The 24163-nt window shown below is 41.8% G+C and carries 24 protein-coding genes; 18 read left to right on the top strand and 6 right to left on the bottom strand.

Features of this window, described 5'->3' with window-relative positions; genetic code table 11:
* Positions 1-12 precede the first annotated feature (12 nt).
* From qoxB to qoxD, 3 genes are read left to right on the top strand one after another with little or no spacing between them, the layout of a single operon-like run.
* Positions 13-1971 (top strand): cytochrome aa3 quinol oxidase subunit I, encoded by a 1959-nt coding sequence (qoxB, locus tag MHI41_RS17795; RefSeq protein WP_008345496.1) that lies wholly within the window; start codon positions 13-15, stop codon positions 1969-1971.
* The gene (qoxC, locus tag MHI41_RS17790; protein ID WP_007497820.1) at positions 1971-2588 is read left to right on the top strand and encodes a cytochrome aa3 quinol oxidase subunit III; all 618 of its coding nucleotides are present in this window, start codon (positions 1971-1973) and stop codon (positions 2586-2588) included. Before qoxB ends, qoxC begins: the two co-directional genes overlap by 1 nt.
* Before the next feature lies 1 nt (position 2589).
* A complete protein-coding gene (gene qoxD / locus MHI41_RS17785; protein ID WP_007497818.1) occupies positions 2590-2970 on the top strand; it encodes a cytochrome aa3 quinol oxidase subunit IV in 381 nt (126 codons plus the stop codon).
* Between the two features lie 77 nt (positions 2971-3047).
* On the opposite strand, the gene MHI41_RS17780 is transcribed toward qoxD, so the two are convergent.
* Complete coding sequence (locus MHI41_RS17780; protein ID WP_008345491.1) at positions 3048-3311, bottom strand: spore morphogenesis/germination protein YwcE; 264 nt, start codon at positions 3309-3311, stop codon at positions 3048-3050.
* A gap of 477 nt (positions 3312-3788) precedes the next feature.
* Here MHI41_RS17780 and MHI41_RS17775 point away from each other — a divergent pair, with 477 nt between their 5' ends.
* The 3 genes from MHI41_RS17775 (at position 3789) to MHI41_RS17765 (ending at position 6918) form a co-directional block, all read left to right on the top strand.
* Entirely contained in the window at positions 3789-5000 is a 1212-nt protein-coding gene (locus MHI41_RS17775; protein ID WP_008345489.1) for an FtsW/RodA/SpoVE family cell cycle protein, read from the top strand.
* Between the two features lie 110 nt (positions 5001-5110).
* A complete protein-coding gene (nfsA, locus tag MHI41_RS17770; RefSeq protein ID WP_008345486.1) occupies positions 5111-5860 on the top strand; it encodes an oxygen-insensitive NADPH nitroreductase in 750 nt (249 codons plus the stop codon).
* 53 nt (positions 5861-5913) lie between these two features.
* Positions 5914-6918 carry an LLM class flavin-dependent oxidoreductase gene (locus MHI41_RS17765; RefSeq protein ID WP_301232169.1) on the top strand — a complete coding sequence of 335 codons (1005 nt, stop codon included), beginning with the start codon at positions 5914-5916 and terminating at the stop codon, positions 6916-6918.
* Between the two features lie 11 nt (positions 6919-6929).
* Here the strand turns inward: MHI41_RS17765 and MHI41_RS17760 are convergent, their stop codons facing one another.
* Positions 6930-7157 carry a hypothetical protein gene (locus tag MHI41_RS17760; protein ID WP_017360133.1) on the bottom strand — a complete coding sequence of 76 codons (228 nt, stop codon included), beginning with the start codon at positions 7155-7157 and terminating at the stop codon, positions 6930-6932.
* A gap of 81 nt (positions 7158-7238) precedes the next feature.
* Complete coding sequence (locus tag MHI41_RS17755; protein WP_282833298.1) at positions 7239-9662, bottom strand: S8 family serine peptidase; 2424 nt, start codon at positions 9660-9662, stop codon at positions 7239-7241.
* A 501-nt stretch (positions 9663-10163) separates the two neighbouring features.
* Here MHI41_RS17755 and MHI41_RS17750 point away from each other — a divergent pair.
* From MHI41_RS17750 to MHI41_RS17715, 8 genes are all read left to right on the top strand, one after another.
* The gene (locus tag MHI41_RS17750; RefSeq protein WP_017368279.1) at positions 10164-10442 is read left to right on the top strand and encodes a hypothetical protein; all 279 of its coding nucleotides are present in this window, start codon (positions 10164-10166) and stop codon (positions 10440-10442) included.
* Between the two features lie 51 nt (positions 10443-10493).
* The gene (locus MHI41_RS17745) at positions 10494-11327 is read left to right on the top strand and encodes a PRD domain-containing protein (RefSeq protein ID WP_008345476.1); all 834 of its coding nucleotides are present in this window, start codon (positions 10494-10496) and stop codon (positions 11325-11327) included.
* A 255-nt stretch (positions 11328-11582) separates the two neighbouring features.
* Positions 11583-12971, top strand: coding sequence for a sucrose-specific PTS transporter subunit IIBC (locus MHI41_RS17740; RefSeq protein ID WP_007497804.1), 1389 nt, complete (start codon positions 11583-11585; stop codon positions 12969-12971).
* A gap of 19 nt (positions 12972-12990) precedes the next feature.
* Entirely contained in the window at positions 12991-14448 is a 1458-nt protein-coding gene (locus MHI41_RS17735) for a sucrose-6-phosphate hydrolase (protein ID WP_342494368.1), read from the top strand.
* Positions 14449-14797: 349 nt separating this feature from the next.
* Positions 14798-15913 carry a hypothetical protein gene (locus MHI41_RS17730; protein ID WP_342494367.1) on the top strand — a complete coding sequence of 372 codons (1116 nt, stop codon included), beginning with the start codon at positions 14798-14800 and terminating at the stop codon, positions 15911-15913.
* A gap of 45 nt (positions 15914-15958) precedes the next feature.
* Positions 15959-16084 (top strand): DUF2651 family protein, encoded by a 126-nt coding sequence (locus MHI41_RS17725; RefSeq protein ID WP_073413072.1) that lies wholly within the window; start codon positions 15959-15961, stop codon positions 16082-16084.
* A gap of 387 nt (positions 16085-16471) precedes the next feature.
* Positions 16472-16726: a hypothetical protein gene (locus MHI41_RS17720; protein ID WP_008359596.1), complete on the top strand. Its 255-nt coding sequence runs from the start codon at positions 16472-16474 to the stop codon at positions 16724-16726.
* Between the two features lie 154 nt (positions 16727-16880).
* Complete coding sequence (locus MHI41_RS17715; RefSeq protein ID WP_342494366.1) at positions 16881-17957, top strand: chitobiase/beta-hexosaminidase C-terminal domain-containing protein; 1077 nt, start codon at positions 16881-16883, stop codon at positions 17955-17957.
* Positions 17958-18002: 45 nt separating this feature from the next.
* Here MHI41_RS17715 and MHI41_RS17710 read toward each other — a convergent pair whose 3' ends face one another.
* Both MHI41_RS17710 and MHI41_RS17705 read right to left on the bottom strand, forming a co-directional pair.
* Entirely contained in the window at positions 18003-18812 is an 810-nt protein-coding gene (locus MHI41_RS17710; protein ID WP_008343648.1) for a bifunctional hydroxymethylpyrimidine kinase/phosphomethylpyrimidine kinase, read from the bottom strand.
* Between the two features lie 126 nt (positions 18813-18938).
* The gene (locus tag MHI41_RS17705; RefSeq protein WP_017360126.1) at positions 18939-19244 is read right to left on the bottom strand and encodes a general stress protein; all 306 of its coding nucleotides are present in this window, start codon (positions 19242-19244) and stop codon (positions 18939-18941) included.
* Positions 19245-19371: 127 nt separating this feature from the next.
* On the opposite strand from MHI41_RS17705, the gene MHI41_RS17700 reads away from it, so the two are divergent.
* Together MHI41_RS17700 and MHI41_RS17695 are read left to right on the top strand one after the other, a co-directional pair.
* Complete coding sequence (locus MHI41_RS17700; protein ID WP_342494365.1) at positions 19372-20199, top strand: glycosyltransferase family 2 protein; 828 nt, start codon at positions 19372-19374, stop codon at positions 20197-20199.
* Positions 20196-20882 (top strand): uracil-DNA glycosylase, encoded by a 687-nt coding sequence (locus MHI41_RS17695; protein ID WP_057078896.1) that lies wholly within the window; start codon positions 20196-20198, stop codon positions 20880-20882. The genes MHI41_RS17700 and MHI41_RS17695 overlap by 4 nt, the downstream gene beginning before the upstream one ends.
* A 26-nt stretch (positions 20883-20908) precedes the next feature.
* On the opposite strand, the gene MHI41_RS17690 is transcribed toward MHI41_RS17695, so the two are convergent.
* Positions 20909-22267, bottom strand: coding sequence for an aldehyde dehydrogenase (locus MHI41_RS17690; protein WP_057078897.1), 1359 nt, complete (start codon positions 22265-22267; stop codon positions 20909-20911).
* A 172-nt stretch (positions 22268-22439) separates the two neighbouring features.
* On the opposite strand from MHI41_RS17690, the gene MHI41_RS17685 reads away from it, so the two are divergent.
* A complete protein-coding gene (locus tag MHI41_RS17685; RefSeq protein ID WP_008343634.1) occupies positions 22440-22772 on the top strand; it encodes a YwdI family protein in 333 nt (110 codons plus the stop codon).
* A 33-nt stretch (positions 22773-22805) separates the two neighbouring features.
* A complete protein-coding gene (locus MHI41_RS17680; RefSeq protein WP_007497786.1) occupies positions 22806-24116 on the top strand; it encodes a purine/pyrimidine permease in 1311 nt (436 codons plus the stop codon).
* Positions 24117-24163: the final 47 nt, after the last annotated feature.

Here is a 24163-nt window from a genome sequence, read left to right as displayed (position 1 = left end):
GAGGAGGCCGTTATGCATTTAAAATGGGATGAGTTTTTTGTAACTGGAGACCCATTAATTCTTGGTGCGCAAATTTCTATCGCTCTTACTTCCATTGCCATTGTGTTTGTTTTAACCTACTTCAAAAAGTGGAAATGGCTCTGGAAAGAATGGCTGACATCAGTTGATCATAAAAAGCTTGGAATCATGTATATCCTTGCTGCTGTGATTATGTTCTTCCGCGGTGGGGTAGACGGACTGATGATGCGCGCGCAGCTGGCGCTTCCTAATAATACGTTTTTAGATTCAAACCACTATAATGAAATTTTCACAACGCATGGTACGATCATGATTTTATTCATGGCGATGCCATTCTTAATTGGTTTAATCAACGTCGTGGTTCCTCTTCAAATTGGTGCACGTGACGTTGCATTCCCGTATTTGAACAACTTGAGCTTCTGGACATTTATGGTCGGAGCAATGCTGTTCAACATTTCCTTCGTTATTGGAGGATCACCAAGTGCAGGCTGGACGAGTTACATGCCGCTCGCCGGAAATGATTTCTCACCAGGACCTGGACAGAACTACTACTTGCTCGGGCTCCAAATTGCAGGTATTGGTACACTAATGACAGGTATTAACTTCATGGTGACCATCTTAAAAATGCGTACCAAAGGTATGACGCTTATGCGTATGCCGATGTTTACATGGACAACATTGATCACGTCTGTCATTATCGTTTTCGCATTCCCTGTTTTAACAGTTGCTTTAGCACTTATGACATTCGATCGTTTATTCGGTTCAGCATTCTTTACACTCGAAGCGGGCGGTATGCCAATGCTTTGGGCGAACCTTTTCTGGATTTGGGGACATCCTGAGGTATATATCGTTATCCTGCCAGCTTTCGGTATTTTCTCAGAAATCTTTGCGACGTTCTCAAGAAAGCAGTTGTTTGGTTACAAAGCGATGGTTGTATCGATTGTGGCAATCTCTGTTCTTAGTTTCCTTGTGTGGGTTCACCACTTCTTTACAATGGGGAACAGTGCAGCGGTTAACTCATTCTTCTCGATCACAACAATGGCGATTTCTGTACCAACAGGTGTGAAAATCTTTAACTGGCTCTTTACAATGTATCGAGGCCGTATCAGTTTTACATCCCCAATGCTTTGGGCACTTGGTTTCATCCCGAACTTCGTAATCGGTGGTGTGACTGGGGTTATGCTTGCGATGGCAGCTGCGGATTACCAGTACCATAACACGTACTTCTTAGTATCCCACTTCCACTATGTATTAATCGCAGGTACTGTATTTGCTTGTTTTGCAGGTCTTGTTTTCTGGTATCCGAAAATGTTTGGTTACAAGTTAAACGAACGAATCGGCAAATGGTTCTTCTGGGTATTCATGATCGGATTTAACATCTGTTTCTTCCCGCAGTACTTCTTAGGACTGCAAGGAATGCCAAGACGTATTTATACGTATGGACCAGAAGATGGCTGGACTGCACTAAACTTTATTTCAACAATTGGTGCGTTCATGATGGGTATCGGATTCATCATCCTTTGCTATAACATTTACTACAGCTGGAGACATGCGAAACGTGAAGTGTCTGGAGACAGCTGGGGAGAAGGACGTACGCTTGACTGGGCGACATCTTCTGCAATTCCGCCGCATTATAACTTTGCAGCACTTCCAGAAGTGACGTCACCAGATGCATTCCATCATTGGAAGCAAAACAATGTAGACGTTCATCCTGAAAAAGAATTCAAGAAAATTCACATGCCGCACAATTCAGGCAGACCGCTGATCATGTCTGCATTCTTCGGACTTGGTGCATTCGGTCTTGTATTTGAATGGTACTGGATTGGCGTTATCGGCTTAATTGGTGTATTCGCAACAATGATTTTACGTTCATTTGAATATGACGATGGCTACTATATTCCTGTTGAAGAAGTGATTGAAACAGAGAAAAAGAATAAGGAGGCGCAGAAGTAATGGGACATAATGATAGCAGCTATGCAAATGCACCGCTTGAATATCAGTCTGAAACAGGACGTTTAAACATCCTTGGTTTTTGGATATTCCTTGGCGCGGAAATCGTGTTATTCTCAACACTTTTTGCGACCTACTTTGTTCTTCATGGCAGAACAGCTGGCGGCGTTTTGCCAGCTGAGCTATTTGATATGAAGCTTGTATTGATCATGACATTCCTGCTATTGGTGAGTTCATTTACATGCGGGATTGCCGTTCATGAAATGCGCCGTGGAAGTACAAAAGGGGTTGTCATTTGGACGATTCTGACACTGCTTCTAGGTGCAGGCTTCGTTGGTTTTGAGATTTTCGAATTCTTCCATTATGTACATGAGGGTGCGAGCATCCATACAAGTGCATACTGGTCTGCATTCTTTGTTCTTTTAGGAACTCACGGATTACACGTATCCATTGGTATCTTCTGGATTACGGGCGTCTTGTTCCAAATTAAAAAACGTGGATTAACACCACAAACAGCAGCGAAGATCTTTATCTCAAGTCTATACTGGCATTTCCTTGATGTTGTATGGATTTTCATCTTCACAGCTGTGTACTTGATCGGATTAGGGGGGCTTTTGTGATATGGCTGGAAAAACACATTCCTCAGCAGAGCACGAACACTTCCCTTGGAAACACGTAGTCGGCTTCATTCTCTCCATTGTGCTAACCATCTTAGCATTCTGGATTGCTATCGGAGCTGAAATTGGCAGTTCCGCAAAACTATGGATTATCTTTGGTTTTGCCTTCATTCAAGCATTCTTGCAGCTGTTCATGTTCATGCACATGACAGAGAGTGAGAACGGGACTGTTCAAGTCGGAAATACTTTGTTTGGTCTGTTCTGTGCGATCATTTTCGTCATCGGGTCTGTTTGGATCTTCGCGGCTCACTACAGCCATGGAGAGAACAGCAAAGACGGTTATTCACCATCTGCGCCAAAGCAGTCTGAGCATTCAGAGAAATAATAAAAAACCACTCATCTTTCATAGATGAGTGGTTTTTATGCTGATTGTGATAACGCTTCCAATTGATGATGCAATATCTATCTGCTACTGAATCTTTTGCGAATGAATGGAAGTCCATAGATGAGGAAAGCTGCAATATGAGCCAGAATCACGTTAATGGCAAAGAATGCGATCATGAAGGTATGTCCTGCTGGAGATAAACTGCTTGTCATGTAAAGACCGAAGAAAATCCACATAATCATGATGGGTGGAATAGATGCTAATGCAATCTTTCTGTTTTCCAACCATAAAAACAGGGGTGTAGCTGTTGCAATACATAGGTACGCAAAGAACATATCCATCGTATCCAACTCCTTTGTAAGTTGATGTCCAAATTCAAATGAGAGGTCAGGATGCAATTGTGTCTGTTTTTAGGAGATATTGTGAACATTTTGTTACAAATATTATACCACAATTGACTTTGAAGTAAACTCAATAATTGGAAAATGGGCCTTATTCCGCAGAATTTGTTTTTTTTCTTATACCTCAGTTAAGCTTATGCTGGCAAGATGTTCACCTTTCATATCGCCACATAAGTCATTGAATTTTCCCCTTAAAATCTGTAAAATAATCTTTTTAAAGGACTTATGATCGGTTGTCATGATAGAGTGGAAAGGAATTTTTTCCTATTGTTAGGATGAAAAGTATTTCATTTTTTGAAAATAGAATGGAACCTTTCAGGTGTCACTTCCGTCATATTTAAGGTGAGTTGCTTTTGTGAAAATTTCAATCTAATATAAATAAGGGCTTTTATGTTTTGTAATAAGGGTGGTTAGTTCATGAACAAGCAGAATACATCTCCTTACTATCAGGGAGATTTGATTTTTATATTTTTAGCCTTCTTTGCCATCAGTGTCATCGCTATTTATGCTGCGGGACAGTTTGGGCAATATGGATCTAATGCATGGACCAGACAGATCATTTACTACATGGTCGGGGTCATCTGTATTGTGGCTATTAATTACTTCGATCTGGAACAATTAGAAAAGTTGAGCTTATATATTTTTATAGGCGGCATTATGCTCTTAATTCTTTTGAAAATTGCCCCTGCACAAATTGCAGGTCATGATTTTGCTCCAATTAAAAATGGTGCAAAAAGTTGGTTTGTGTTACCGGGAATTGGAACATTTCAGCCTTCAGAGTTCATGAAAATTGGTTTGATTATGATGCTCGCCTCTGTCATTGGGAAGGCAACCCCAAGAGGAAAACGAACATTAGAAGATGATATTTTCCTACTATTAAAAATTGCCGGCGTGGCTGCTGTACCAGTCGGACTCATCTTTTTGCAAGATGCAGGTACGGCTGCGGTATGTATGTTTATTGTCGTTGTCATGGTCTTTTTATCAGGGGTCAACTGGAAATTGATCTCTCTCATCGGTTCAGTGGTTGTGCTCTTAGTTGCCGCTGTGTTAGCCGTGATTATTCTATTCCCTGATTTCGCACAAAAGATCGGGATTCAGCAGTATCAGATCAACCGGATTACCGCTTGGCTGCCTGATAGTTCTTCGACAGCCAACCAAGCCCAGACACAGGATGCATCTGGATCTGATAAATATCAAGTCGAGCAGGCCATTATGGCAATTGGGGCAGGACAAATATTCGGGAACGGTGTTAAAAACTTAAAAGTTTATGTTCCAGAAGCACAGACAGATATGATTTTCTCTATCATAGGGGAAGCCTTTGGTTTTGTCGGCTGCGCATTTGTGGTGATCATGTTCTTCTTCCTGATTTACAGGCTTGTTGTGTTGATTGACCGTATCCATCCTTATAGCCGGTTTGCGTCATTTTTCTGTGTAGGATATACAGCATTGATTGTCATCCATACATTCCAGAACATTGGCATGAACATAGGCGTCATGCCTGTAACGGGGATACCACTCTTATTCATCAGCTTCGGGGGAAGCTCTGTTTTATCAGTTCTTATTGGATTTGGTATCGCCTATAATGCAAGTGTTCAGTTAACGAAATATCAAAGTTATTTATTTAAATAAAACGGGTAAAGGGCAGTCTAAGCGTAGGCTGCCTTTTTGGCGTGAGTTCTAACTTTTGAAAAGCAATGTTCATTTGACTTATGATAGTAGGAGTGAAGGAGGTCTTCGAATTGAATAAAACGATAGAAACCATCTTGAATCATCGGTCCATCCGTTCGTTTACAGATGAGCGTCTGACAGACGAAGAAGTGCTGACACTTATCAAAAGTGCGCAGGCTGCTTCGACATCAAGCTATGTACAGGCGTATAGTATCATTGGTGTAACAGATCAGGAGAAGAAGGCGAAGCTTGCTGAACTGGCTGGAAATCAGCCATACGTTGAGAAGAATGGGCATTTTTTTGTTTTCTGTGCAGACTTGAAACGCCACGACTATATCGCAAAAAAAGCAGGGAAAAACCATCAAGAAGCGCTTGAGAATACTGAAGCCTTTCTTATCAGTGTGATTGATGCGGCGCTCGCTGCGCAAAATGTCAGTGTCGCAGCAGAATCTATGGGACTTGGCATCTGCTATATCGGCGGACTGCGTAATCAGCTGAAGGAAGTATCAGAATTACTTGAAACGCCTTCCTATGTGCTGCCGCTATTCGGCCTGGCCATAGGACATCCTGCCAATCCATCATCTCAAAAGGAACGGCTGCCCGTTGAGCTGATCTACCATGAAAACACATATCAGCAAGACGAAGCTCATGTGGATCGTTATTTAAAAGAATACGATGATCGTATTTCATCATATTATGAAGAACGAACAAACGGTGAGAGAAAAGATACATGGTCTGAGCAAATGCTTCGAGGCTTTAGCCAGCCAAAACGTGCCTTCCTCGGAGATTTTGTGAAAGAGAAGGGCTTTAATCGAAAATAAATCAGAAATCCCCCTTTCGAGTGAGAGAGGGGGATTTCTGTAAGAGGTGCGACATCATGAAATTAAGTATACTGGATCAATCTCCTTTGATTGGAGATGCGACGCCTGCTGAGGCGCTGAAGCAAACAGTCGAGCTGGCGAAGCAGGCAGAGAAATGGGGTTATCATCGATTTTGGGTATCAGAGCATCACTTTTCAAACCGGCTCGCAGGATCGAGTCCAGAGGTGCTTCTCGGTCATTTATCAGCTGTGACGTCACATATCCGTATTGGCTCAGGCGGCGTCATGCTTCCTCACTACAGTGCCTATAAAGTAGCAGAGAACTTCAGAGTGCTCGAAGCCTTGGCTCCGGGCAGAATCGATCTTGGCATTGGACGTGCTCCTGGAGGTATGCCGATCTCCTCCATTGCCCTTCATCATGGAGAACGGAAGCGACTTGGTGATCAATACCCTGAGCAGGTAGAAGAATTAAGGGTGTATTTACATGATTTAGCCGATGAATTTTATCCGCTGCCTCACTTGACCGCTTCTCCGAAAGTAGAAACTGCCCCAGAGGTATGGATGTTAGGTTCCTCTGGAGGAAGTGCACGGCTTGCCGCAAAAGCAGGTGCAGGCTATACGTTTGCTCTTTTCATTAATGGAGAAGGCGGAGAAGACTCTGTGTCGCAGTATATCAGCCGATTTGAACCTTCGGAATTTGGTGATGAGCCGCGTGTCAGTCTTGCGGTCTTCGTTTTATGTGCAGAAACAGAGGAACAGGCAGAAAAATTGGCTGTCAGCTTAGATTTATCATTATTAGCTAGCGAACAAGGACAGAACCTTGGCGGCTTTCCTTCATTTGAACAGGCAAAGGCCTATTCCTACAGTCCATATGAACAAAAACGAGTAGCAGCCAATCGACAGAGAATGGTTGTTGGCACACCATCTTCTGTGAAGCAGCAGCTGACAGCACTCGCAAAGGCGTATCGTACAGATGAAGTGATCGCTGTGACCATCACACATCACATGCAAGACCGTCTCACATCGTATCGTTTATTAAAAGAAGCTTTTGACGCATAACATATGTAAATTTACCGTCTGCGCAGCCAATAAAAGGGATAGAGGAGCATCATGGTGAGAATAAAGGCAGCTGTCACCGCCAAGCTAAGCGGATAAATGCAGGTGGTATAGACAGTCAGTTCACATGCTTGATGAAAAGGACGAGGCTGTTTTGCATGTAAAAAGGTAAAAAAATAAACCAAGGTGATCGTGAGAAAAAAAGCCGTCATAAAAGAAACGATCCATAGCCATATCAACATGAATTTCTCTTTCCTCCATACATGATAGAAAAGCCTTGTTGAGCTGATGGGCTCATACAAGGCTTTTTATGTGATTCTTATTTATTCAGGATAAATATCGAATGGTTCTTTCGTTTGAACCGTATCTGATTTGCCTTTCAGGCTTGCATACGCAAGCATTGTATACTCACCTGCTTCTAACTTCTGTCCTTTATTGATCGTGCCATTCCATTTCACACGATGCTCTCCTTTATCAACATGTTGATAAACTCCTGCTTCACCTAAATACTCTCCATCTGTCGAGTAGACGAGGAATGCAAGATTTTCAGCACCGCCTGGGAGATAGCTGCTAATAACATAGCTTCTAGCACGGTTATCCGGCTCTACGGAAACCGAAGTGACGCGCGGGTAATCAGGCTCTTTTACAATCAATAAAGTAGGGATTTCAGTGACCTTTCTGCCATTTTCGCGAATGGTGATACTGCCTTGGTACGTTCCTTTTTTCGTTTTTCCATAATTCACTTGTACTGCGGAAGTAAAGGACCCTGTGGAATTCCCTTTTACTGTGATTTTTTTCGTGCCGTTTGTGCTAATGCCGTTGCCATCGAACTTGTAATCAATGGTATAGGTTTTCGGTGCTTTTGACAGGTTTTCTACCTTGAACTTCTTCGTTTTGATTTGAACGCCCTTTTCTTTTAAGAAAGTGCCGTACGAATAGCTTGCATCAGACACAATAGAAGACGCTTGAAGTGATTCGATGATTCGAACGCTGCCTGTGCCCTGCGTATTGTGAGGGAACGGGCTGCCATTTGGGTCATACAATGTTTCTGCTGTATTCATCATCAGCGCTTTAATTTGCTCTGTAGAATACGATGGTTTTGCTTGTTTAATAATCGCTGCTACTCCGGCTACATGAGGAGATGCCATGCTTGTTCCTTGCTTCGATCCATAGCCGTATGGCTGAGAAGGATCGTGTGTCGGAATGGTGCTGACAATACTCACGCCAGGTGCTGAAAGATCTGGTTTGATCATCCACGTATCGACAACAGGTCCGCGAGATGAGAAGTCAGCGACTTGTTCACTTAACTCTTTCACAAATTGAATCGAGAAAGTTGTTGTATTGTTACCAGCCTCAATGGCTTTAACAAGTGCTGTTCCTTCCGCTTTTGACAGCTTAATCGTCGGAAGGGCCAGACCTGGTACATCCACAGGGATTTCTCCATCGGTATTGTTGTACATGACAACGCCGATCGCACCAGCAGCTTTCGCATTGTCCACTTTATCAACAAAGGCAATGGCTCCACGTTCAATCACTGCCACCTTTCCTTTGACATCGATGTTTTCAAAAGCTTTTTCGTCACCGATGCCTGCTTGGACGAGTGTGACTTGTTTTTGGTCAAGTGCTTTTAAATCATTTTCTTGATAGTAGCCCATCACTTTTGCTGTTGAATAGTTCGGGAATTTCACGTTGTATAGACTGTACGGAAGCTGAGTGGCTCCGACAGAAATGGCATCTCTTGATGTCCCAGGAGATCCAACGGTCCAGCTGTTTGGCCCGCTGTTTCCATTTGATGTGACAGCGACAACCCCTTCTGACATAGCCCAATCAAGTGCGATGCTTGTTGCATAATCAGGGTTATTCACACTGTTTCCAAGAGAAAGGTTCATGACATCGGCTCCGTCAGTGACAGCCCGGTCGATGCCTGCAAGGACATTTTCAGTTGTTCCTGATCCGCCTGGTCCAAGGACACGGTAGGCGAGAAGGGTAGCATCTTTTGCGACACCTTTAATTTGTCCATTTGCCGCAATTGTTCCTGCGACGTGTGTACCATGATCTGTCGATTCGCCTCTAGGATCTCCTTTTGGTGTTTCTTGTGGAGAATAGTCATTATCAACAAAGTCATAGCCTTTGTATAATCCGAAGTTTCCTTTTAAATCAGGGTGGGTATAATCTACTCCAGTATCAATGACAGCGACTTTTACTCCTTTTCCAGAGTAGCCGGCATCCCAAGCTTTTGGGGCACCGATAAATGGGGCGCTTTTATCCATGAGTGGAGAGACATCCTCATTAGGAAGCTGGACGCTTTTCTTTTTCACTTCATCTGTTTGATATGTAACATCCGGATAAACGGCTTTTACTCCGTCAACTGCGAGCAGTTTCGGGATTTCGTTTGCAGGAAGTTTCATAGAGAAACCAGAGAAGACTTTTTCATATTCTTGATGAACACTCGCTTTATCTAGCTTTTTGAGTGCTGCATTCTTTACTTTCGTTCGAGATTTTTTGAGGGAGGCCTTTGTTTGTGCTTCGCCTTCTTGCTTGGCTTCAACTAAGGATTTTTCCTTTAATTCAACAATGACAGTGGTGTGTTTTCTAGACTTAACATTGATTTCGCCGAAGATTTCTGCTTTTTCCAGTTCCACCTGTTTGTTCGATGGAGCGGCAGCAGCCTGACCTGAAAAGAATGTGGATAAGGTAAAAATAGTGGAGAACAATAGAACAGAAGAACGAGAGATTACTTTTTTCAATTAATTTTCCCCTTTCTAGCTGTGTATTTAGGGAGATAGCCTTTCTTTTTGTGGATAAATAGGAAAGATTCACTGCCCGTTATTAAGTATTCCATACGATGAAACCAATTCCTTTACTAAAATGGTCTTATTTTACATAGTCATAAAGAACTATTTTGTTTATAAAGTCACACTTATGCACAATAATCTGTTGATAACTCGATTATTCAGATATATATATGGAAAATAAAAAAATCTCATACACAAAATCTAGTAAGAGGGTGTTGATATGTGGATAAACCCTGTTGATAAGATGTGCTTATCTTTGGGATAGTGTGTGTATAAAATTTTCATAGAAACATTGTGGAACATGATCATCTTCTGCACTTTTCAACAAAACTTCTGAAAACTAGTTCGTTTTTTCACCCAGATTGTGACAAACCTCTCTTTTTTCTCGGGATATGATAGGAACAGTTAATTTGCTAGAACTGCTAGATTCTAAGTAAATCGGAGGGATGTTCAGTGAAGAAATGGAAGAACTGGTTGAGTGTATGGTTTGGTTTTGTGATGAATGTGCTTGTGAATCCTGGTGAGCTGCTGAAGAAGCAAGGGGTGAAAGTGACAGCAGTGGATGGAGGATTCTTTCTTGCGGTGAATGAGAGAAAGCTAGAGAAACTGGCAGTTGAAAAGAAGAAGAAGCGCAGGATAGAAAAGCCGTTTCAAGAAAGTCTGATGATGCTTTATGAAAAGACAACGAGAGAGGCTCGTGCCGGTCCGTTCTTATCTTTACAGAAAAGTTGAAACAGGGTAAAATCCCACATAAGACACGTTATCTGTGGGAGAGGATGCCCCTTGAAGATATATAAAATATTGAATAACAATGCAGTGGTTGTAAAGGAGGGTGATCAGGAGAAAATTGTGATGGGGCCCGGAATTGCTTTTCAGAAGGGGAAAAATGACGTCGTTCCCGTTCAAAAAATAGAGAAGATTTTTGTTGTGCGTGAAGAAAATGAGAAATTCAAACAAATTCTTGCGACATTGCCAGAAGCGCATATTGAGGTGGCAGAGCATATTATTAGTTATGCAGAGGGTGAACTCATGATGCCGCTCAGTGATCATATCCACATTTCACTGACAGATCATTTATCCTTTGCCATTGAACGCGTTCAAAAAGGCATTGTCTTATATAATAAATTGCTTGGTGAGATCAAAGTCTTATATAAGCAGGAATATGATATTGGAAAGTATGCCATTCGTTATGTAAAGGAGCGGCTTGGGGTTGACCTGCCGGACGATGAGGCAGGGTATGTGGCACTTCATATTCATACGGCCAAAATGAATACGGAGTCCATGAAGAAGACGGTCAAATACACAACGATGATCAAAGAAATGATCGAGCATATCGAAAGCGTTTTTGAGCGCTCGATTGATGAGGATAGTATTTCATATCAGCGGCTTGTGACACATTTGAGGTATGCATTAGGCAGGTTGGAATCGAATGAAGCATTTCAAATCATGGACGATGACATGCTGACTTTTATCCAAACAAAGTATGACTCGGCTTACCGGTGTGCACTTGGACTGGCTGATTTGTTGAAAAAAGAATATGGACTTCATCTCCCTAAATCGGAGATCGGCTACATCACGCTGCATGTCCAGCGTCTGCAGGATGCCGAATTGGTGTAAAGGTTGTGCCTGTCCGCAGGCTTTTTTTTATGCACACTACTCTAATTAGTGTATATGGGTCATTTGATTCGAAAAAATAGGTTGACGCAGGTCACGCTCTTATACTATGATGAAAGCGTAATCAAAAACCAATATCGTGGGATTGTGACTGTCAGGCAGGCAAGACCTAAAATTTGCGTAACGAGGGGACGTGTATGTCCTTTCATCGTTGGTGAATTTTAGGTCTTTTTTGTTTTAAAAAAAGGGGGAGACAACATGGATTATCAAAAAACAGCCAAAGAATTAACAACATTATTAGGCGGCAAAGAAAATGTCATTAGCGCAACACATTGTGCCACACGACTCCGATTGGTGATGAAAGATGAGGCGTTGATTGACAAAGATGCCATTGAAGAACTTGAGGGTGTGAAGGGTGCCTTCTCAAGCTCGGGTCAATTCCAGATCATATTTGGAACAGGTTCTGTCAACAAAGTATATGAGCCTTTTGCTCGTGAGACGGGTCTTGAGGCAGACGACGAGAATCAAAAACCTGCCAGCCATGATGAAGCCGTGAAGCAAAAAATGAATCCACTTGCACGTTTTGCCAAGACGCTATCGAATATTTTTGTACCAATCATTCCAGCAATTGTAGCAAGCGGTTTATTAATGGGCCTATTAGGCATGATGAAAGCCTTCAAATGGGCTGATCCAAGCTCTGCCATCTTCCAAATGCTAGATATGTTCTCAAGTGCTGCCTTTATCATTTTACCGATTTTAATTGGGGTTAGTGCAGCCAAAGAGTTTGGTGGAAATCCATATTTAGGAGCCGTCATTGGGGGCATTATGATTCACCCGAGCTTGCTGAATCCATGGGGACTGACAGACGCAAAACCAGAATATATGCATCTATTCAACTTTGATATTGCGCTTCTTGGTTACCAAGGAACGGTCATTCCCGTGTTATTAACTGTGTATATCATGTGCGTGATTGAAAAGAATTTAAGAAAAGTTGTGCCGAACAGTATTGATTTACTTGTGACACCGTTTGTGACGGTGATTGTGACTGGATTTGTGACGTTTATTGCTGTAGGACCGCTAGGGAGAATGCTCGGTACAGGAATCTCAAATGCACTCACTTATGTTTATGATCATGCAGGATTCTTAGCTGGACTGATTTTCGGAGGTGCTTATTCTTTAATTGTACTGACAGGTGTTCATCATAGCTTCCATGCGATTGAGGCAGGACTTCTAAATGATATTGGACGGAATTATTTGCTGCCGATCTGGGCCATGTCCAACGTCGCTCAAGGCGGAGCAGGGCTGGCGGTCTTTTTCTTAGCAAAGCGTGCAAAAACGAAAGAAATTGCATTACCAGCAGCATTTTCTGCTTTCTTAGGTATTACAGAGCCGGTCATATTCGGTGTGAATCTTCGTTATCGTAAGCCATTTATTGCTGCAATGATCGGAGGTGCATTAGGCGGGGCGTTTGTCGTCTTCACGAAGGTAGCCGCCAACGCTTATGGTTTAACAGGGATTCCGATGATTGCCATTGCAGCTCCATTTGGTTTACAAAATGTGGTAAATTATGTTATTGGTATGTTAATAGCTGTTGCTGTTTCATTTATTCTTACCATCATCTTTAAAGTCAAAGAAGTCGAAAAATAATCAAGGAGTGGTCACAGTGATGACAACAACGGACGCAGCACTTCGTCAAAAGGTAACAGATCGTATTCGAAACTATGAGCATTTGGTGAAAAAGGATGTGTACCGTCAGAACTTCCATTTAATGCCGCCAGTCGGTCTTTTAAATGACCCGAATGGATTGATTCAGTGGAAGGGAGTCTACCATGTGTTTTATCAATGGCAGCCATTTAAAACAGGACATGGGGCAAAATTCTGGGGTCACTACACATCAACCGATCTAGTGAATTGGCAGCATGAAGAGGCTGCCCTCACGCCAAGTGATTGGTTTGATCAAAATGGCTGTTATTCTGGCAGTGCAGTCATTGACGATGGTCGTATGTATGTGATGTATACCGGAAATGTCCGTGATGAGCAAGGGAACCGTGAGACATATCAATGTTTAGCTGTTTCAGAGGATGGGGTTCATTTTGAGAAAAAAGGTGTCGTGGCGACTTTGCCAGCCGGATTTACTGCACATTTTCGTGACCCGAAGGTGTGGAAGCGGAATGGAAAGTGGTACATGGTCCTTGGAGCACAAAGTGAAGATCTCAAGGGACATCTTGTCTTATTCACATCTGATACATTAGACAATTGGACGTTTCAAGGCATTATTGCAGGCAGTGGAAAGAATGGATTAGATCATTTCGGATACATGTGGGAATGTCCAGATCTGTTTGAATTAGACGGTCAGGATGTATTGATCGTGTCACCACAGGGGTTGAAGCCTGATGGATTCAAATACAACAATACACATCAATCTGGTTATTTTGTTGGTACATTGGATGATCGTACCTACCAATATACACATGGAGCGTTTGAGGAGCTGGATCGTGGCTTTGACTTTTATGCACAGCAGACTTTCCAAGATGAATCGGGCAGACGCATTTTAATGGGATGGATGGGTGTACCAGATCAAGGGGAAGAGCATCATCCAACCATCTCTTATCAATGGATCCATTGCTTGACGATTCCGAGAGAGCTTCGTTTAGATGATGAAGGACGTCTTATTCAACAGCCGGTAAGTGAACTTCGATCTATGCGGACAAATGAGCAGGAGTATGTTTTTCACGTTAAACGATCTGTTCATTCCATTCCTGTTGAAGATTTGACGAGCGCAGAGGTATTCATTGATCAAATTGAAACACAAAAAGGGTTTGAATGCTGTATTCGTGCTGCTGCTCGTATCATTTATGATAAAGATGATGGCAAACTAACGTTAGAGAGAGATCGATTTGAAGATCGAACAAAGGAAGTTCGTGAAGTAGAAATTGAGGAACTACAGGATCTGCATATTTTTATTGATGCATCATCGATTGAGATTTTTGTCAACGGAGGCCGGGAAGTATTTACTGCACGTTACTTTCCTTCCCCGGGAAATAAATCAATCTCCATCAGTGGTAGAAATGAAACGAAGCTTAAATTGAAGACGTGGCAATTGCAAAAAGAAGCAGGTTTTTGATCTACTAAACAAGCAGAGAAAATGTCTACGCCTTGGCTAATTCTAAAGAAAAAAGAAGCCACTCCTAGACATTGATGTTTCAAGAGAGAATTAGAGGAAACAGGTTGTCATTAAGAGAGAGTCATCAAGATGTTGGATCGAGTAGGACAATAAGAAAATGTACGTGTGTGAAAAAGAGACTATTACGAATAGTCTCTTTTTTAATTTAAAAATTCACTCAAAATTAACATGTCAATTCATTACATATTAAAATATCCTTAAAATTCTATTTATGTTTACATAATCCATATTAACTAATAATATGGGGTAAATGTGGACCACGCTAAAAAGTAATTGGAGAGATGATTGAATGAAATACTTTAAGTTATTTTTATTTGCTTGCGCCATAGCACTTGTTTGTTCAGCATGTTCAAAAAAAGAGGAGGCTGCGGGGGACTCTCCTAAGGGAGAATTGAGCCATATGAAAGATAGTAAATTTGCTATCATATATTCACAGGCAATGGACAGAGGATGCGAGATGGTCAACTACAACGATAAAGGAAAGAAATTGTCGAGTATGACAATGAAAGACTGCGTAGGATTTACTTCTTCTACTCAAAGCAATAATAATATCTACTTTTCATCTAATAGGTCTAATTACCATGTGTCTTTAAATAAGAAGACTGGCAAGGTAGAGCCTTTGAATACAAAATCACTTTCAAAATCTACAGATGACGAGGGTGCATTCTTTATTAACTACTCTAATGGTTATGTTCTACACGACATTAACGTTGGCTTTACAGAGAATGGCTTAGTAGGAGAATTAGTATACTGGAATGAAGATGACAACGATAAAAATCAAGTTGAATTAGAAGGAGAATTAACAACAGCTATATTTGAAGACAAAAAAATCTATGCCATTCTCAGTAATGATGAAAGTGTAACAATGTCTTCAATAAATCCTAAAACCCATAAAGAAAAACGAAAAAAGTTAGACGTAGACTCAGTATTCTTCCCTGACAATAATGAGTCTTTGAAGTCATTAAACAACGAAGAGTTAATACTTGCCTTAAACGATGGCGTTGACAGTAAACAGGAGTCTATGTTGGTTGTACTCGACAAAAAAACTCTCGATAAGAAAAGAGAAATAGTAATGGATAAAGGATTCACTATCTACAAGACAAACGTAGACGATGATAAAGTAACGATAGTCTCCTATGAAGGAGAAATTAAGACATTCAACAGAGACCTCAAAGAGATATCTTCTGAAAAGATTCCACTTAATTTTAAATCAGATGACGAACGTTTAGAAGAGGCTAAGATTTTAGACGACAAGATTTATGCATTGGTAAGAATGTTTGAGAGAGATAAGAATGGAGTTATTGGCAGAATTATTGAATATAATATTGAAAGCAAGGAATCTAAAGAGATATCACTAAAATCTGATAAAGATTGGGAAATGACAAGCATGGAAGTTATAAGATAGCTGTATAGGAGAGTGGAGTATATTTACTTACAAGATCTTCAACCCATGGGTCTTGTGTTATTCACATTGCCGTTGTTGTATTTAGCTTGGGGAGTTATTGGCTATTTAATTTTTAAGAAGGTTTATGTGGTGCTAATGATCACATTTATCACATCAACCATTTTCATATGATTATACTTAGTCTTACAGTTGTCAATAGAAAGAGGATAAACTCAATCGGAACTGTCGTTCATTTTTGCAAAAAATAAATGTTGCTTGTGAAAAAATGTTCGGTTTATGGGAGACTTTTTTTCATTAAAGCACTTCATCATACTTACGCAAAAAATTGTATAAAAACATGGCTTTCTCTACAATCTGAGCAGATCAATGATCTGCTTTTTTCTAGTGAGATCAGCCTGTATCTTAAAGCCTATATCATGTATATACAAGGTTGGCCTGAAGCGGTTTGATGACGTTTTACATATATGATAACAGGTTCAATTATGGTATCATTTTAAAATATATACAGCTGAGGCTGACGTTTATCCAAATGCGGTAGGACAAAAAGGGGTTGTTTACTTGAATTCAAAACAGCAGCCGACGACTAGAAAACGCTTGGAGACAATGGCAGATCATGTTGAAGATAAACGTGAAGAATATAAAGAATTGCTGATTCAAGTCCAATCTATTCTCGGTGAACCTTCTCTAGAGCAGGAAGAATTAAAAGAGAAGCTGTCAGATACGTATAAACAAATGAAAGAATATGCCTTATTTGTTGAATCCATTGAAGCCTTTATTCGAAAAATGGCGAAAGAATCCGATCAGCAAAAGTAGGTAAAAAAGTATGGTGAAAGAGTGTACCTGGGTGCGGGTATGCTTTTTTTATTTTAGTCAGATTATTCAGAAATTTAAATGAAAGCGTTGACATTCCTTTTGTCATGGTACAAAATAAATAAAAATTCATCTGAGCATATACAGGAGGAACGATATGAACCATGCAACCAAGAAATGTCTGATCACCTTTATCATTGTGCTATTTTCTATGAGTTTTCTTCATCCTTCCGTTTCATCTGCCCGAACGCAACACACATCATTTTTTACACCTACTGCCTCCGTACCATCTGGTCAATATTATCGCTCGCAAGAGGTGGTACTCCATTCTCAGGTGCCAAAAGCTTCTCTTTATTACACAACAGATGGCAGCCAGCCGACAACTCAAAGTCAGCGATATAAAAAGCCTATTCAAATTGATACCGATACGACTTTAAAAGTAAGCGTTTACAAAAATAGGCATCGCTTAGCTACGTCTACATACAATTATCGTTTTGTCACACGAGAGGACATTGCCTCATCTTTTTTATCTTTTGAATATCAAGGAATGCCTTATCGGTTATACATTCCGAAAAATCATAAGAGGGGTAAAGCTTATCCTCTCGTCTTGTTCTTACATGGAGGAGGGGAGCGGGGGACTGATAATCAAAAGCAGTTACTTGCAAATGATGGTGCAGTTTTATGGGCTTCTCCTGAAGTTCAAAAGAAACATCCTGCATACGTACTAGCACCTCAGGCTCGAAATGCTGTGGATGGGGGTTTTGCTTTAACAAGAAACGCGCAAAATGAGATCGACCTGACAAATGTGTTTCAATTTTCACCAGATTTACACAAAGCGTATGAAGTGCTTCAGCATGTGTTAACTTCTTATAAGATTGATCAGAAAAGGATTTATGCGACTGGTTTATCTCAAGGCGGATTTGGCTCGTATCAGTTGAACATCACATATCCTCGTTTGTTTGCAGCGATGATTCCTATTGCGGGGGGTGCAAATCCAAGCAAGGCAAGAATTTTAGCGCACAAGCCAATATGGGCATTTCATGCAGAGGATGATTCCATTATTCCTATCAGTTATGCGAGAAATACAATTCAAGCGATTCAAAAAGCTGGTGGAAGACCGATTTATACCGAGTATGCAAGCAAGTATGGGTATGATCATGCATCATGGACGCCTGCTTATGAGACGCCAGGCTTAACAGATTGGTTATTTGCACAGAGACTCAGCTTACGATAAACAAAAAAACCGATTCACCCAAGCGGCGGATCGGTTTTTAGTGTTTTATTTGTCCAAACGATGTGCGGAATGTTTCGTTGGTCCGATGTATTCGTTTAGTTGGAAAGAGCCTTTAATGGCAGCTGTGATGAATTCTTTTGCTGCATAAATGGCTTCTTTCACGTCTGAGCCGTTTGCTAGTTCAGCTGTGACTGCGGCTGAGAATGTGCAGCCTGCACCGTGTGTGTATTCTGTGTCGATCTTATCTGTTTCAAGGCGTTCGAAGGTTTGTCCATCATAAAGCAAATCAATCGCTTTATCAGGGCTTAGCTTACCGCCGCCAGTGATGACCACATACTTTGCACCAAGTTCATGGATGCGTTTTGCGGCTTCTTCCATTTGTTCCATCGTTTTGATCTCGCCAATGCCGCTTAATTGACCTGCTTCGAAAAGGTTAGGTGTGATAACTGTTGCTAGTGGCGTGAGCTTTTCGCGCAATGCTTCAGCGTGCTCTGGGTAAAGGACTTCGTTCGCACCTTTACATACCATAACAGGATCAATGACGACATTTTTCAGCTCATATGTTTTGATCGTTTCAGCTGCGAGTTCAATGACGTCAACTGTTGGCAGCATACCTGTTTTTAACGCATCTACACCGATGCCTTCCACGATCGTTGAGAGCTGCGCGCGGATTGTTGATGTATCGATTGGAAACACTTGATGATCCCAGTTGTTATGAGGATCCATTGCAACGACAACGGTTAAAGCTGTCATCCCGTAGACGTTTTTTTCTTGAAACGTTTTTAAATCTGCTTGGATACCTGCACCGCCGCTTGAATCCGAACCTGCGATGGTGAGTGCTTTATTCATAGACATAGTTGCTGAACCTCCAATGTGATGTGTAACAGTTACTGTTCTATCCCTTATTATAATCAGCTTTTCCATTTATCACAATGAAACGGCATAAAAAAGCGTTCCACTCTTCATGGAACGCCTCATTCTTTATCTTTTACAAATCACCAATTTCCCTTTTTTCAGCTCCTCTAAAAGCGTTAAGGCTAATTCTTGATCGGCGCCGGTCGACATGATTTTGGCCATCAGTTCATCATCCCTGGTGCGAATGATATTGGCGATTTGATCTAAAATCCCTTGATCGACAGCTGTCATGCTCTTTGCTTCCGTGTACTCAGTAACGGTATCAGAGCGTTCGGGGTCATACGCAAAAACAAACACATCGTCCTTTGCTGATTGTATCTGTTCGATCGTCTGTTTGGCTTCTTTACTATTCTCAACTGTGAAAAATTCCATCATCATCACTCCTTTTCATCAAAAATTCCCATTTTCTCGATCAATCAAACCGCCTTTTATATCATGAGAAGAAAGCCGATTTATGTTTTAATGAAAAAGACGAATCTATTAAAGGAGTTAGGCCGATATGAAGATTTCTTTACTAATTGTGACACATAACCGGCTGAGCGCATTGTGTGAACTGCTTGAATCCATCTCGAGACAAAGCGTACAGCCTTTTGAAATTGTGGTCGTAAATGATGCAGGAGAGCGAGTGGACGTGATTCAGGAACTCTATCCCGAGCTGCCAATCCGCTTGATTCATTTAGATGAGAATGTCCAGCATGTGAACGCAAGAAATGTTGGCGTGCGTGAGCTGACAGGTGACGTCATTATGGTGAGTGATGACGATGATTATTTTACACCTTGTCATATTGAACGTATGAGCAAGGCGCTGGAAGACGCTGATTTTGTCTTTTCGGATGCGGAAATTGTTTCGTTTGAAGAACGAGGTGCGACTCGTTTTCCAGTATCAAGACGTTTGTTTGCTTATACAGCGGACATTGAGGACATGCGTGTTTTTTCTACATATGTTCCTTCTGGCAGTATGTACAAACGCCGCATACATGATGAGATCGGCTATTTTGATCCAGCGATGCATCACTACTGGGACTGGGACTTTTTCCTGCGTGTTACGCAGCATGCACGAGCCAAACGAGTGCCAGCTGCCAGTGTGATCTATGCGTTCTTTGATGGTGGGGGCAATCAGTCGAGTGATCTTGGTGAAACAAGGAAGAACTACTTAGATGATCTGAGTGAAAAGCATGGGCTCGGTGATTTGCCGACAGCGAACTTTGCTGTCCTATTAGAAGAACCAGCGATGAAAAAACGAGAATCAGAGAGTGAGATTGTATGGGATGGAAAACCGATGATCTCAAGATTGGCACAGCAGACAGAAGGAGGACAACCGCAATGAAGCCATTTTTAAATGATAGCTGGTGGGCTGTGATGAAAAGTGAATTTGAACAGCCATATTATCAGGAATTACGTGAGTGGGTAAAGGAAGAATATCGTACGCAGATCGTGTTTCCAAAGCCAGATGACATTTATCGTGCCCTCCATTTGACGTCGTATGAAGCTGTGAAGGTCGTGATTTTGGGACAAGACCCTTATCATGGCCCGGGACAGGCACACGGATTAAGCTTTTCTGTTCAGCTTGGTGTCAAACATCCTCCATCTTTGAGAAATATTTTTCAGGAGCTAAAGGATGACCTCGGTTGTCCGGTCCCTAACCATGGCTCGCTTGTCAGCTGGGCAGAGCAGGGTGTCTTGCTGTTAAACACCGTGCTCACTGTAAGAAAAGGGGAAGCGAACTCGCATAAAGGCAAAGGCTGGGAACGTGTGACAGACCGCGTCATCGACGTCCTGAATGACCGAGATCAGCCAGTCGTTTTTGTGCTTTGGGGCAGACATGCGCAAAATAAAAAAGAACGCATTGATCAAAGTAAGCATTACATCATTGAGTCACCTCATCCAAGTCCTTTTTCCGCAAGAAACGGCTTTTTTGGCAGTCGTCCGTTCTCAAAAGTAAACGCCTATTTAAAGCAAATGGGGATCGATGAAATCAACTGGTGTATCAAGGACATCGAATCAAAATAGGACGAGGGAAAATCCCTTCGTCCTGTTTATTTTAAAAATTTACGGACAATGTCGAGTCCGTTTTTCGCATTTGGATAGCGGAAAGAAAAATCAAAGCGATTGGTCTGGCGCAGGACGCTTTTTTCATGCGTAAAGGTGAAAAAGCTTTCCTTTCCATGATATCGTCCAATACCGCTTTCGCCAACGCCACCAAATGGTAAGTATGGAGTGGCGACATGCATCAGCGTATCATTGATGCAGCCTCCGCCAAATGAGAGGTTGTCTAGAATATAGTTTTCTGTTTCTTTATTGGTTGTAAATAAGTAAAGAGCGAGCGGCTTCGGTCTTGCCTTAATCATGTCAGCTGCCTCTTGAAGAGAGTCAAATGAGATGACAGGCAAAATAGGTCCGAAAATTTCCTCCTGCATCACAGGGTCTTCCCAAGTAATGTGATCTAGAATGGTCGGTGCGATTTTGAGCTCTTGTTCATTGCGCTGTCCACCTGTCACAATCGTGCCATTTGAGAGAAATTGTGAAAGTCGATCAAAATGACGCTGGCTGACATTTTTTCCGAAATGCGGATTTGTTTCAGGCTGGTTCCCGTAAAAGTCACGGATACAGGTCGTCATTTCACGCAATAGGTCCTCTTTGATCGATTCATGAACAAGTAAATAGTCTGGTGCAATGCATGTTTGACCAGCATTCGTGAATTTACCAAAGGTGATTCGCTTCGCAGCGAGTTTGATGTCTGCATCAGGCATGACAATGCATGGACTTTTTCCGCCGAGCTCAAGTGTGACAGGTGTGAGATGTTTTGCGGCCGCTTCCATGACGACTTTGCCGACGGCTACACTTCCAGTAAAGAAAATATAATCAAAAGGCAGTTTCAGAAGCTCTGTGCTGACATCCACACCGCCTTCAACGACCGCTGCAAGATCTTCTTGAAACACGCTTTCCACAATCGTGCCAATCACGTTTGAGACGTGCGGCGTTAATTCTGACGGTTTTAAAGTAACGGCATTTCCCGCAGAAATGGCTCCAACTAATGGCGAAAGGGCCAATTGGAAAGGATAGTTCCAAGGGGCAATAATCAGAACGCTTCCGTACGGTTCCTTAATGATCATACTTTTTGATCCGATATGGGTCAGAGGTGTTTTCGCGCGAGATGGTTTGACCCATTTGTGAAGATGTTTGACGGTATGATTGATCTCTTCATATACCATGCCAATTTCTGTTGTATAGGCTTCCTGTTCGGATTTATGTAAATCATGGGCTAAGGCTTGTAATATGTCCTTTTCATGATGTTTAATGGCTGCTTTCAAATCGTTAAGAAGACGGATTCGTTCTTGAACCGCTGGTGTTTGAACGTTTTTTTGTTTGTGAATGAGTTCAGTGAGTTTGCTCATCTTTCAGTCCTTTCAAAGACGATATTGTTTCTTTATTATTATGTGTGAATCTTGGGTAAGGGTCAAATAAGATGAACAGAAGCACACAGCTTTGAAAAAATGAACCCATTCGGTTTGTTCATTTGGTAAAATAATGTTGGAAAACGAATTTTTTAGATTGGAGGGTCTACCCTTGAATATTCATATATCAAGTCTGCTTCAAAAAATGGAGGAAGCCATTCAAAAAGCAAAACAAAGTGGAAATGATGAAGAGGTGAAACGTCAAGCGGCGGTCATTTCTTCACTATGTGATGTCATTCTCGACACATCATCACAGGTGCAAATGCCGCAGTCTTCGGTTATTTCACCACCTCCATCTATACAGACACCATCTGCACCGGCTGTGTCTACGGATCAAGCTATGTTAGAGAAATTGATGGGCACTAGCGGTGCAAAGAAATTTCAGCATAAAGAAGAGGGTCAACAAGAGAAAGATGGCAACGGTGACTCTATTTTTGATTTTTAATGGTCTTGTCACGACAAAGGGAAGGTGATCGGGTTGAAACTATTTTTGGGCGCCATTCAGTGGATGGCATTTTTTATCGCAGCTTCTATTGCTGTGCCGATTGCGATTGCACAAGCATTTGAATTAAATCAAGTGCAGTCGGCGGAACTGATTCAGAGTACATTCTTTTCACTTGGACTTGTGGCGATGGTGCAGTGTTTATGCGGTCATATGCTGCCAATCAATGAAAGTCCAGCAGGGCTGTGGTGGGGGGTATATACCCTTTATGCAGGCATGACAGGGACAATTTTCGCCACATATCCTGAAACCTTGCAAGCATTACAAGGGGCGTTAATTTTTAGTGCGGCGTTCTTTTTTATTTTTAGTCTTTTTAAAATCATTAATTGGCTTGCGTCTTTATTTACGCCGGTTGTCACAGGTATTTATTTGCTGCTGCTTGTTGTGCAGTTAAGTCAGCCAATCATGAAAGGGCTGATGGGGATCGGTTATCGGGGAAATCAGGTAGATGGGCTTGTCTTTTGTCTATCGATCTTGATTATTGTCATCACCTTCATGATCAGCCGCTCAAAATGGCATTATTTAAGACAGTTTTCTGTGTTATTCGCACTTGCAGGCGGCTGGTTGTTATTTGCTTTACTCGGACTAGCGAAGCCTGTTCGCATTCCTGAGCAGATCATTGAGTTTCCAAAACTGTTTCCGTTTGGCATGCCGGTCTTTGACAGTGGCCTGCTTGTCACGTCCTTTTTTATTACGATCTTACTCATTGTGAATATGCTGGCAAGTATTCGAATTGTGGAAAGTTCCGTCAAGGCATTTGGTGAACTGCGTGAGCGGAAACGAGCCAGACCGGCTGGTTTTGTCGCCGCATTTGGTCATTTGCTGAGCGGACTGATTGGTGCGATTGCGCCTGTTCCTATTTCAGGGGCAGCGGGCTTTATACAAACAACAAAAATTCCATCGAGAAAGCCATTTTTTCTTGGCAGTCTGCTCATTGTCCTCATTAGTTTATTTCCATTATTGATGAGCTTTTTCTCTGCATTGCCTTCACCTGTGGGGCTGGCTGTGAACTTTGTGGTGTTCTCTTCTATGATTGGGATTGCCATGTCTGAATTCGATCAGTATGAAAAAGAAGACATCCCGCGCATTCGATTTGTGCTTGGCATCGCTGTTTTAGCAGGCGTGGGCGCAATGTTTGTGCCACAAGGGGCATTAAAAGGCATGCATCCTGTGCTGATTTCTTTATTGAGCAATGGTCTTGTGCTTGGCACACTGATTGCGATTGTGGTCGATCAAGTGCTGCTGCGAAAGAAGAAGAAATCCGACAATCTCGTGTCAGCATCATAGGAAAGTTGAATGTTGGATAAGACCCGCGCTATGATAAACATAATTGA

The organism is Bacillus sp. FSL M7-0307 (assembly GCF_038627835.1).
In the GTDB taxonomy this organism is placed as follows: domain Bacteria; phylum Bacillota; class Bacilli; order Bacillales; family Bacillaceae; genus Bacillus; species Bacillus altitudinis.
This window is presented reverse-complemented; position numbering and strand designations above follow the sequence as displayed.

Bases quoted from the DNA above. Each gene is read 5' to 3' on its own strand.
- MHI41_RS17710 (WP_008343648.1), bottom strand. From the start codon at position 18,812: ATGTCTATGAATAAAGCACTCACCATCGCAGGTTCGGATTCAAGCGGC.
- qoxC (WP_007497820.1), top strand. From the start codon at position 1,971: ATGGGACATAATGATAGCAGCTATGCAAATGCACCGCTTGAATATCAG.
- MHI41_RS17775 (WP_008345489.1), top strand. From the start codon at position 3,789: ATGAACAAGCAGAATACATCTCCTTACTATCAGGGAGATTTGATTTTT.
- MHI41_RS17715 (WP_342494366.1), top strand. From the start codon at position 16,881: ATGAACCATGCAACCAAGAAATGTCTGATCACCTTTATCATTGTGCTA.
- MHI41_RS17690 (WP_057078897.1), bottom strand. From the start codon at position 22,267: ATGAGCAAACTCACTGAACTCATTCACAAACAAAAAAACGTTCAAACA.
- qoxB (WP_008345496.1), top strand. From the start codon at position 13: ATGCATTTAAAATGGGATGAGTTTTTTGTAACTGGAGACCCATTAATT.
- MHI41_RS17705 (WP_017360126.1), bottom strand. From the start codon at position 19,244: ATGGAATTTTTCACAGTTGAGAATAGTAAAGAAGCCAAACAGACGATC.
- MHI41_RS17725 (WP_073413072.1), top strand. From the start codon at position 15,959: ATGGGTCTTGTGTTATTCACATTGCCGTTGTTGTATTTAGCTTGGGGA.
- MHI41_RS17780 (WP_008345491.1), bottom strand. From the start codon at position 3,311: ATGGATATGTTCTTTGCGTACCTATGTATTGCAACAGCTACACCCCTG.
- MHI41_RS17760 (WP_017360133.1), bottom strand. From the start codon at position 7,157: ATGTTGATATGGCTATGGATCGTTTCTTTTATGACGGCTTTTTTTCTC.
- MHI41_RS17730 (WP_342494367.1), top strand. From the start codon at position 14,798: ATGAAATACTTTAAGTTATTTTTATTTGCTTGCGCCATAGCACTTGTT.
- MHI41_RS17700 (WP_342494365.1), top strand. From the start codon at position 19,372: ATGAAGATTTCTTTACTAATTGTGACACATAACCGGCTGAGCGCATTG.
- MHI41_RS17740 (WP_007497804.1), top strand. From the start codon at position 11,583: ATGGATTATCAAAAAACAGCCAAAGAATTAACAACATTATTAGGCGGC.
- MHI41_RS17695 (WP_057078896.1), top strand. From the start codon at position 20,196: ATGAAGCCATTTTTAAATGATAGCTGGTGGGCTGTGATGAAAAGTGAA.
- MHI41_RS17735 (WP_342494368.1), top strand. From the start codon at position 12,991: ATGACAACAACGGACGCAGCACTTCGTCAAAAGGTAACAGATCGTATT.
- qoxD (WP_007497818.1), top strand. From the start codon at position 2,590: ATGGCTGGAAAAACACATTCCTCAGCAGAGCACGAACACTTCCCTTGG.